The sequence below is a fragment of the Flavobacterium sp. genome (assembly GCF_020217025.1).
GTDB lineage: Bacteria > Bacteroidota > Bacteroidia > Flavobacteriales > Flavobacteriaceae > Flavobacterium.
Genome location: NZ_JAIWOF010000108.1, coordinates 1 through 10,000 on the forward strand (window position 1 = coordinate 1; position 10,000 = coordinate 10,000).

The window sequence follows — 10,000 nt, forward strand, 5'->3', positions numbered from 1 at the left end:
CTTATGGTCGTGTAGCCCATTTTTAGTAACTCATCCGCAATTTTAACCAATTGTGTTCCGCGACCAGACCATCCGTGAACTAAAAGTACCTTTTTATCACTTTTTCCGTATTCATAAACTACAATTTCTTTGTTTATAGATGGAACCATAATACTTTTTTGAACACTTTCGCGTTCCATGTGTAGTTCACGTTTTGGTAGTTTATGCCGAATTGGAGTCGTAAAAAGTTTAGCCGCAAATTTAGTTGTTAAACTAGGAGAAATAGCTTGCAAAAATTTTGCTGTATATAAAATAGGTTTAGGTATTTCGATAACTTGCGATTGCTTTTGTTTCTTTTTGGACATGTTCAGAAATTTTGTGCAAGTTACAATTTATATGATGTTTGGTTTAATATTTGATTATAAAATATAGTTAAAAAATGATGCAAAAATTGAATCCGACAAACAGCTTAAAATTAAAAAAAGATGTAATTTTGTAAAAAATCGATTACTTATGAATATGAAATTTAAAATTGTAGTACTTCTTGCTTTTGCACTTGTGATATCGTGTGCTAAAAATCCGTTTACAGGAAAGAGTACTTTGGCTTTAGTTCCAAATAGTGAAATTTTGCCATCAGCTTTTCAACAATATAATCAGTTTTTATCTGAAAATAAAGTAATTACGGGTACAAGCGATGCGAAAAGAGTAGAGACAGTTGGATCTAAAATCAAAGTTGCCGCTGAACGTTGGTTAAATGCTAACGGATATGCTAATTATTTAGAAGGATATGCTTGGGAATATAAATTAGTAGATAGCAAAGAAGTAAATGCTTGGTGTATGCCGGGAGGAAAAATCGTTTTTTACACGGGTATTATGCCAATTTGTAAAGACGATGCAGGTATGGCAACTGTAATGGGACATGAGGTAGCGCATGCTTTAGCCAATCACGGTCAACAACGAATGAGTGCTGGTGTTTTACAACAAGCTGGAGCGGCGGGAGTAGCAGTAGCTACTGGGAATAAATCGCAAGAAACACAACAAATTGCAATGACAGCATATGGTGCGACAACTCAATTTGGTGGAATGCTGCCATTTAGTAGAGCGCATGAAAGTGAAGCAGATATGATTGGATTAACCTTAATGGCAATTGCAGGTTATAATCCTGATACGGCTGTTGCATTTTGGGAAAGAATGGCGGCACAATCAGGAGGACAAGCACCACCAGAATTTATGAGCACACACCCTAGTAATGCTACTCGTATTGCTAAGATTAAAGAATTAATTCCTAAAGCAAAGGCTGAAGCGGCTAAGTTTGGCGTTACTTTTAAATAATTAAAAAATTACTATTATATTTGAATCCCGACATTGTCGGGATTTTTTATTTTAAATCAATTGCTATGCAACAACTTCAAAAAGGAGATTCAAAACTTTTAAATGCTTGGGCTTTTTACGATTGGGCAAACTCGGTTTATGCTTTGGTGATTTCTTCAACCATTTTTCCATTGTATTACGGAGCTTTATTCCGCCAAAAAAATATTGAAGAAATTGTTTTGTTTGGATTTTCTATTCGAAGTGAAGCATTGATAAGTTATGTAACTGCTTTAGGATTTTTAATCATTGCTTTTATCTCACCATTATTATCAGGAATTGCCGATTACTTAGGAAACAAAAAGTTTTTCTTGAAGCTTTTTTGTTACGTTGGGGCGATTTCATGTATGTCATTGTACTTTTTTTCAATAGATGATGAAATGGTTGTTTTAAGTTTGGTTTCCTACTTATTGGCTTTAATTGGTTTTTGGGGAAGTTTAGTATTTTATAATTCGTATTTACCCGATATCGCTCATAAAGAACAACAAGATAAGATCAGCGCAAAAGGATTTAGTTTAGGATATGTGGGTAGTGTTGTTTTGTTGTTGATTTGTTTAGCTATGGTTATGTCAGTAGCGGATGACCAAAAACTGCAAATGATGCAATATTCCTTTCTTTTAGTGGGTATTTGGTGGTTAGGTTTCAGTCAATACACATATTATTATCTACCAAATAATAAAAACGAAAACAAACTGCATAAGAATGTACTATTCAATGGTTTTAAAGAGTTGCGAAAAGTTTGGCAACAAATTAAAGAATTAAAATCCTTACGACGTTATTTAGGAGCCTTCTTCGTTTATAGTATGGCAGTGCAAACTATCATGATTATTGCAGCTTATTTTGGAGAAAAAGAAGTACAATGGGGAAGTGATAGTAAACGAACCATGGGATTAATAATTAGTATTTTATTGATTCAATTAATTGCGGTTTTAGGTGCTTGGCTAACATCAAAACTTGTTGCTAAATATGGAAATATTGTAGTTTTAATTGGTTTAAATTTCTCCTGGATTTTAATTTGTACATACGCCTATTTTGTTATCACTCCAAACGATTTCTATATTGCTGCCGCTTTTGTGGGATTAGTAATGGGAGGAATTCAATCGTTATCGCGTTCTACTTATTCTAAATTTATTCCAGAAGACACAAAAGATACTACTTCTTTCTTTAGTTTTTATGATGTTGCTGAGAAAATCGGAATTGTTATCGGAATGTTTACCTATGGTTATATCGCCGATGTAACTGGAAAAATTCAAAATGCCATCCTATTTTTAATCCTATTTTTCGTGATAGGATTACTTCTTTTGTTGCGAGTTCCTAAAAAGTAATGTTCTTGGCATACATCTTGAACTATTACTTCTGAAATTGCTATTTAAAATTATTTTATGATTTGATTATCAATAAAATAGCGTCTTAATGCGTACCTTTGAATACATTTTCAAATGATAATTACTGACAAAAAGACCATAAATATTATTATGCCGAATCAAAAAATACTAGCGCTTGACAATTTGTCACTTCAAGAAATGGATCCAGATGCGGAATTGATTCCGTTAATGACGCCTGAAGATGAAGAAGAAATGAACAACGAGGCTTTGCCTGAAGATATTGCCATTTTACCTTTACGAAATACCGTTTTATTCCCTGGAGTTGTAATTCCAATTACTGCTGGAAGAGATAAATCGATTAAATTAATCAATGATGCCAATGCCAAAGGTAAAATAATTGGTGTTGTAGCACAAATTGATGAAAACGTAGAAGAACCAACTCCAAATGACGTACATCACATTGGAACAGTGGCTCGAATCATGCGCGTTTTAAAAATGCCTGATGGAAATACAACTGTAATTCTTCAAGGTAAAAAACGTTTTGAAATAGAAAATTTTACTCAAGAAGAACCTTATTTAAGAGCTACTATTAAAGAGGTTGCAGAAGAGCGTCCAAATGATAAAAACGTAGAATTCAAAGCAATTGTAGAATCAATTAAGGAATTGGCTATCCAAATTATCAAGGAAAGTCCAAACATTCCAACAGAAGCTACTTTTGCGATTAAAAATATCGAAAGTAATCCGTTTTTAATCAATTTTGTTTCTTCTAATATGAATCTTTCGGTTGAAGAAAAACAAGAATTATTATCGATTCCAAATTTAAAAGATAGAGCATTAGAAACGTTGCGTTACATGAATTTAGAGCTTCAAAAATTAGAAGTTCGCAACGATATTCAGTCGAAAGTTCGTTTTGATTTAGACCAACAACAACGCGAATATTTCTTGCAGCAACAAATGAAAACCATTCAAGAAGAATTGGGTGGCGTTTCCTATGAAGCAGAAATTGAAGAAATGCGTGCCAAAGGGAAAAAGAAAAAATGGGACGATAAAACAGCGCAACATTTCGAAAAAGAATTATCTAAATTGCAACGTACCAATCCAAATTCGCCTGATTTTGGGATTCAACGCAATTACATCGAGTTGTTTTTAGAATTGCCTTGGAACGAATTTACCAAAGACAATTTCGATTTAAAACGCGCTCAAAAAATTCTAGATAGAGACCATTATGGTTTAGAAGATGTAAAGAAACGTATTGTCGAACATTTGGCAGTTTTAAAACTTCGTAACGACATGAAATCACCAATTTTATGTTTGTACGGACCTCCGGGAGTTGGTAAAACATCAATTGGAAAATCCATTGCTGAAGCTTTAGGAAGAGAATATATCAGAATGTCATTAGGTGGTTTACGTGATGAAGCAGAAATTCGTGGTCACCGTAAAACCTATATTGGTGCGATGCCAGGACGAATTCTTCAAAATATTAAGAAAGCCAAAACATCAAATCCAGTTTTCGTATTGGATGAGATTGATAAATTGTCATCAAGTCATAATGGTGATCCATCTTCGGCTTTGTTAGAAGTTTTAGATCCGGAACAAAACAAAGAATTCCATGATAATTTCTTGGAATTAGGGTATGATTTATCAAAAGTGATGTTCATTGCCACTTCAAATAGCTTGTCAACTATTCAGCCAGCACTTCGCGACCGTATGGAAATCATCGAAATGACTGGTTATACTATTGAAGAGAAAATCGAAATCGCTAAAACACACTTGTTGCCAAAACAATTAAAAGAACACGGATTAACGGCTAAAGATTTACAAATTGGTAAAAAACAATTAGAAAAAATCGTAGTAGGTTACACACGTGAATCGGGTGTTCGTGGTTTAGAGAAAAAAATTGCTCAAGTAGTGCGACATGCAGCAAAATCGATTGCTATGGAAGAACCTTACAACGTAAAAGTTTCCGATGCTGATATTTTAGAAGTATTGAAATCGCCACGAATGGAGCGCGACAAATACGAAAATAACGATGTTGCAGGAGTGGTTACAGGTTTAGCTTGGACATCTGTTGGTGGTGATATTTTATTCATCGAATCTTTAATTTCGAAAGGAAAAGGAGCGATGACGATGACCGGAAATTTAGGAACGGTTATGAAAGAATCGGTTACGATTGCTTTGGAATATATTCGTGCTAACGCTGAATTTTTAGGAATTAATCCAGAAGTTTTAAATAATTATAACATTCACATTCACGTTCCAGAAGGAGCAACGCCAAAAGATGGACCAAGTGCTGGAATTGCTATGCTGACTTCTATGGTGTCTTCTTTTACTCAAAAACGAGTGAAAAAACACATCGCCATGACGGGAGAAATCACGCTTCGCGGCAAAGTATTGCCAGTGGGCGGAATCAAAGAAAAGATTTTGGCTGCGAAAAGAGCGAACATCAAAGAAATCATTTTGTGTAAAGAAAACAAACGCGATATAGAGGAAATCAAAGCGGATTACATCGAAGGATTAACGTTCCATTACGTAGACAGAATGAGTGAAGTTTTAGATATTGCTATTACCAATCAAAAGGTGAAAAATGCTAAAAACTTGGAAAGTAAAAACTAAATTTTCCAATTTTAATACGATTAATTTAAGAACTCTCAATAATTCATTTATTGGGAGTTCTTTTTTTGTTTCCTAACCGATATAATTTTATCTTCGCAGTTGCGTTATAAGTAAGATTAACATCAAAAAATGCTAAGAAAACTCGTATTCCTTTTATCCCTACTGCTATCGGCTGCTACATTTGGCCAAATAGGAGGTAAGAGCGTATATCAGTTTTTGAACTTAGCACAATCGCCTCGACAAGCGGCTTTGGGTGGAAAAACAGTTACTGTTGTGGATTACGACGTCAACCAAGCGTTTTACAATCCAGCTACTATTAACGAAAAAATGCACAATCGTTTATCGGCTAATTATGGAAGTTACTACGGAGAAGTTTCTTATGGAACCGCAGCTTATGCCTATACGTATGACCGCCATTTGCAAACTTTTCATGCAGGAATTAGCTATGTCAATTACGGAACATTTGAAGGAAGAGACGAATTAGGAAATTTAACTTCTGATTTTACAGGAAGTGAAGCTGCATTATCACTAGGTTATGCCTATAATTTACCTTGGACCGATATGTATGTTGGGGCGAACGCCAAATTAATTTCATCCACTTTAGAAAGTTATAATTCTTGGGGAGCAGCGGTAGATTTGGGATTTTTATATGTTGATGTAGATAACGATATCAATTATGGATTGACTGTTCGAAATTTAGGTTTTCAAATTAAGCCTTATCAAGATACGAATGAAAAATTACCTTTAGCTATTGATGCAGGAATTTCTCAATTGATGCTAAACGTACCAATCCGTTGGCATTTAACTTTGGAGAATTTACAGCAATGGAATATTGCTTTTTCTAATCCAAATAGAGCAGAAGGAAGTTTAGATGGCGGTTCTAAAGAAGAAAAAGTATCGTTTATTAACAATGCTTTACGACACGTAATTGTTGGAGCTGAATTATTTCCCGAAAAAGGTTTTAATGTACGTTTAGGTTATAACTTTAGAAGAGGCGAAGAATTACGTATCGTAGACAAACGTAATTTCTCAGGAATATCAGTTGGATTTGGATTGCGATTTGGAAAAGTTAAATTTGATTATTCGTATTCTAGATATACCATCGCTGCCAATACAAGTTTGTTTGGTTTAATGATTGATTTGAATTAAAGAAGCGAGAGAAAAGAGTAAAGAGACAAGAAATGAGAAAGCTAGAAAGTGATTATAGATACTTAGTAATTTTGTTAGTTTTAAATATAATTTTTAGTTTCATCATTGTTTTGTTAGTTGATTTTTTCTTTGAATTAGAACTTCAAAATTTAAAATTTATCATAGCACTATTTATTACTTTATTTTTGTTCAATTTCTATAAGTGTTTTGTTTGTTTTGATTCAAATTCTATTCACTTTAAAAATATTTATGGTTTTACTTTAAAGAAAATTAATTTTAAAGATATAAAAGGAAGTAAAGTATTTAAAAATCAACATTTTAACAATAATATCATGTTGCTTTTTGGAGATAAATATGATGAAATGATAGTGATAAAATTAGATTTAATAAATTCAAAAAAATACTCAGTTAATGGACAGTTCTTTTCTAAAACTGGATTAAATGATTTTATAAGATTAACAAAATAAAAACTTAGCGCTTTAGCGTCTTCGTGGAAACGTATGAAAAAAATTACCATAGCAATAGACGGTTTTTCGTCAACAGGAAAAAGCACATTAGCTAAGCAATTGGCTGCAGCATTAGGTTACGTTTATGTAGATACTGGCGCGATGTATCGTGCAGTGGCTTATTTTGCCATGCAACATAATTTGGTTTCTGAAACGCATTTAGATGCAGCAGGTTTGGTGGCGCAATTACCGAATATCAATTTGCGATTTCAATTCAATCCTGCTTTAGGATTTGCTGAAATGTACTTAAACAACGAGAACATCGAAAACCAAATCAGAACCATCGAAGTTTCGCGTATGGTAAGTAAAGTAGCAGAGATTTCAGAAGTGCGTGCAAAATTAGTCGAACAACAACAAGCCATGGGTAAAGACAAAGGCATTGTGATGGATGGAAGAGACATCGGAACCGTAGTTTTCCCTGATGCCGATTTGAAATTATTCATGACAGCAAGTTCAAAAACCAGAGCCCAACGTAGATTTGATGAGTTAGTAGAAAAAGGACAACACATTACTTTCGATGATGTACTTCAAAACGTAGAAGAACGCGATTATATCGATACGCACAGAGAAGATTCTCCTTTAGTGAAAGCGGATGATGCTATTGAAGTCGACAATTCAAGCTTGACCAAAAAAGAACAATTTGAATTGGTTTTGAATCTAGTAAAGGAAAAATTATAAATAACCTAAACAAATAACAGCATGAAATTTTTAAGCAATTCTTTAAAAGTGACTTTTGTATTAATGTCTATTTTATTTTTAAATGGATGTAGTAGTGATGACGAAAGTGACAAAACAACCGCAAATATTGAAGGTGTTTGGCAATTAGGAAGAATGTATGGAAAAGCAAATTACAATGGAGTAAATACTAATTTAGAAGGTGATTCTGAAGGAACAATGGAGTTCAAAACTGATGGAACTTATGACAATGATGTTATTAGTGCTTACATAACTGTTTCGATTCCTTCTATGAATTATTCTGAAACAACACCAATCGAAGCTTCTTCAACTTCGGGTGAATATTTTTATGACGTAACAACAGATAATTTAGAAATCGACGGAGAAATGTCAAAAGTTGTGGTTTTGAATGCTAATTACATGAAAATTAAAACATTAATCAACGATAGTGGTGTAACAGGCGAACTTTTTTCCGAATATCATCGATAATATAACCTATTAAAAAAGCTGTCACTTTAAAATGACAGCTTTTTTTTAATTTACTTTTGCTTTCTCCTTCGCTTGTTTCTTAAAATAACCTCTAAACAAGAAATTGTGTTTCAAGGCTTCTAAATCTTCATTTAGTTTGATGCTCGCTTTGTTGATGTTTGTAATGGTTGAGTCTATTTTTTGTACCAATTTTGGATCATTCGAAAGGTAGTTTAAAGCGCCTTTTCCTTCTTTAACATTGGTAATGGTACCATTTAAATTAGTCACTACTTTATCAATTTCATTACTTGATTTCTCTAAATTGATTATAATTTTCTTCATTCTATTCGCCACAACCGTATCGTTTAATGTACCGATAACATTGTCTTTTCGATTTAATTCATTGATTAATTTATTCAAACTAGCTACCGATTCTGAAGTTCCTTTACTTGTAATGCGTAAATACTTCATCGTCTCTTGAAGATTTTTCGACATTATCGTATCGCGAATTAACATTCCAACCGTTCCTTTTCCTTGTGTGATTTCTTGTGTGATTTTTAATAAATCGGCGGTTAACATAGCCGCATTTTCATTGGTTACATTTAAAGTCTCAAGCATCGCATCGGTTCCAATTCGGCTATAGGATTGAATGGTGTCGCCATTTTCAACTTTTTTAGCAACTCCTTTTCCAGGAATAATATTGATAATCATGTTGCCCACCAAACCATCGGAACTAATGGTAGCAATCGCATTTTTCTTGATGTGTTCCATTATTTTGTTATCGATAATCATGTGTACACTAATAGTTGTGTCGTTAATCATTTCGATTTCTTTTACGGTGCCAATATCAATTCCAGCATAGCGAACGTTATTTCCAGGTTGCAATCCGTTTACATTGACAAAAGTGGCTTTCAAATGTGAGGTATTACCAAACATATTTTGCTTGTTTCCAATAAAATAAATGGCAGCTAAAAACACTAATGTTCCAATGATAACAAAGATTCCGAGTTGTATTTTTTGAGAATTTGATTTTTCCATTACTAAAACTATTTAAAAAATGCTTGCACTTTTGGATCGGTTGAACTGGCTAATTCGTCAAACGTTCCTTCTATATAATTTACACCGTCAATCAATAAAATCATGCGATTGGCAATGACTTTCGCACAATCCACATCATGCGTAATGATAATCGAAGACGTGTTGTATTGTTTTTGTATTGAATTCATCAAAAGTACAATTTCTTTTGATGTAATTGGATCTAAACCGGTTGTGGGTTCGTCATATAAGATGATTTTTGGTTTTAAAATTAAGGTTCTGGCCAAAGCAATTCTTCGTTTCATACCGCCTGAAAGTTCGTTCGGCATCAAATCAATTGCATGAGCTAAACCAACGCTTTCTAAAGCTTCCATCACTAAAGGCGTAGTATCTTCAATAACGCCAAATTTTTTAGTATGACGACGCAACGGAAATTCTAAATTCTCACGAACGGACATCGAATCGTACAACGCACTTCCTTGAAATAAAAACCCGATTTCGGTGCGTAATTCGTCTAAATCTTCTTGTTCTAGGTTGTTGATTTCTTCATTCATCACTAAAATCGAACCGCTATCGGGTTGTTCTAAGCCAATCACACATTTAATCATCACCGATTTTCCCGAACCCGATTTTCCCATCACCACTAAATTTTCTCCTTCAAAGAGTTCCAAATCGAAACCATTCAAAACTACATTGCTACCAAATTGTTTGTGCAAATCTTTGATGGTGATAATCGCTTTTTTTGTTGGAGTTGTCATGGCTATAAATCGTAAAAAATGTTCGTTACAAAAACCGCTACAAAGTCAATAATAAAAAGCAACATAGAAGTATAAACTACCGCTGCATTTGCTGCTTTTCCTACGCCAGCCGTACCTTTTTTAC

The 10,000-nt window shown here is 33.7% G+C and carries 9 protein-coding genes and 2 pseudogenes; 7 read left to right on the top strand and 4 right to left on the bottom strand.

Annotated elements, in window-relative coordinates:
* Positions 1-344, bottom strand: a pseudogene (locus tag LDL23_RS05240) (alpha/beta hydrolase); the annotation flags it as partial.
* Between the two features lie 154 nt (positions 345-498).
* Between LDL23_RS05240 and LDL23_RS05245 the strand changes: the two are divergent.
* The 7 genes from LDL23_RS05245 to LDL23_RS05275 all read left to right on the top strand — a co-directional run bounded on the left by LDL23_RS05245 (position 499) and on the right by LDL23_RS05275 (position 8,104).
* The gene (locus LDL23_RS05245; RefSeq protein WP_291264769.1) at positions 499-1,311 is read left to right on the top strand and encodes a M48 family metallopeptidase; all 813 of its coding nucleotides are present in this window, start codon (positions 499-501) and stop codon (positions 1,309-1,311) included.
* Positions 1,312-1,376: 65 nt separating this feature from the next.
* Positions 1,377-2,672, top strand: coding sequence for an MFS transporter (locus tag LDL23_RS05250; RefSeq protein ID WP_291264770.1), 1,296 nt, complete (start codon positions 1,377-1,379; stop codon positions 2,670-2,672).
* A gap of 150 nt (positions 2,673-2,822) precedes the next feature.
* On the top strand, positions 2,823-5,285 hold the full coding sequence (gene lon, locus LDL23_RS05255) for an endopeptidase La (RefSeq protein WP_291264777.1): 2,463 nt from the start codon (positions 2,823-2,825) through the stop codon (positions 5,283-5,285).
* A 129-nt stretch (positions 5,286-5,414) separates the two neighbouring features.
* A complete protein-coding gene (porQ, locus tag LDL23_RS05260; protein ID WP_291264771.1) occupies positions 5,415-6,434 on the top strand; it encodes a type IX secretion system protein PorQ in 1,020 nt (339 codons plus the stop codon).
* A gap of 32 nt (positions 6,435-6,466) precedes the next feature.
* Positions 6,467-6,901 carry a hypothetical protein gene (locus LDL23_RS05265; RefSeq protein ID WP_291264772.1) on the top strand — a complete coding sequence of 145 codons (435 nt, stop codon included), beginning with the start codon at positions 6,467-6,469 and terminating at the stop codon, positions 6,899-6,901.
* A gap of 33 nt (positions 6,902-6,934) precedes the next feature.
* The gene (gene cmk, locus LDL23_RS05270) at positions 6,935-7,618 is read left to right on the top strand and encodes a (d)CMP kinase (protein WP_291264773.1); all 684 of its coding nucleotides are present in this window, start codon (positions 6,935-6,937) and stop codon (positions 7,616-7,618) included.
* Between the two features lie 21 nt (positions 7,619-7,639).
* Positions 7,640-8,104: a hypothetical protein gene (locus LDL23_RS05275; RefSeq protein WP_291264774.1), complete on the top strand. Its 465-nt coding sequence runs from the start codon at positions 7,640-7,642 to the stop codon at positions 8,102-8,104.
* 45 nt (positions 8,105-8,149) lie between these two features.
* Here the strand turns inward: LDL23_RS05275 and LDL23_RS05280 are convergent, their stop codons facing one another.
* The 3 genes and pseudogenes from LDL23_RS05280 to LDL23_RS05290 form a co-directional block, all read right to left on the bottom strand.
* Complete coding sequence (locus LDL23_RS05280) at positions 8,150-9,121, bottom strand: MlaD family protein (protein WP_291264775.1); 972 nt, start codon at positions 9,119-9,121, stop codon at positions 8,150-8,152.
* Positions 9,122-9,129: 8 nt separating this feature from the next.
* On the bottom strand, positions 9,130-9,876 hold the full coding sequence (locus LDL23_RS05285) for an ATP-binding cassette domain-containing protein (protein WP_291264776.1): 747 nt from the start codon (positions 9,874-9,876) through the stop codon (positions 9,130-9,132).
* A gap of 2 nt (positions 9,877-9,878) precedes the next feature.
* Positions 9,879-10,000: pseudogene (locus tag LDL23_RS05290) on the bottom strand (ABC transporter permease); the annotation flags it as partial.

What these genes read in the sequence shown, in the direction of transcription:
- LDL23_RS05245 (WP_291264769.1), top strand. Translation starts at nt 499, where the DNA reads ATGAAATTTAAAATTGTAGTACTTCTTGCTTTTGCACTTGTGATATCG.
- LDL23_RS05250 (WP_291264770.1), top strand. Translation starts at nt 1,377, where the DNA reads ATGCAACAACTTCAAAAAGGAGATTCAAAACTTTTAAATGCTTGGGCT.
- lon (WP_291264777.1), top strand. Translation starts at nt 2,823, where the DNA reads ATGCCGAATCAAAAAATACTAGCGCTTGACAATTTGTCACTTCAAGAA.
- porQ (WP_291264771.1), top strand. Translation starts at nt 5,415, where the DNA reads ATGCTAAGAAAACTCGTATTCCTTTTATCCCTACTGCTATCGGCTGCT.
- LDL23_RS05265 (WP_291264772.1), top strand. Translation starts at nt 6,467, where the DNA reads ATGAGAAAGCTAGAAAGTGATTATAGATACTTAGTAATTTTGTTAGTT.
- cmk (WP_291264773.1), top strand. Translation starts at nt 6,935, where the DNA reads ATGAAAAAAATTACCATAGCAATAGACGGTTTTTCGTCAACAGGAAAA.
- LDL23_RS05275 (WP_291264774.1), top strand. Translation starts at nt 7,640, where the DNA reads ATGAAATTTTTAAGCAATTCTTTAAAAGTGACTTTTGTATTAATGTCT.
- LDL23_RS05280 (WP_291264775.1), bottom strand. Translation starts at nt 9,121, where the DNA reads ATGGAAAAATCAAATTCTCAAAAAATACAACTCGGAATCTTTGTTATC.
- LDL23_RS05285 (WP_291264776.1), bottom strand. Translation starts at nt 9,876, where the DNA reads ATGACAACTCCAACAAAAAAAGCGATTATCACCATCAAAGATTTGCAC.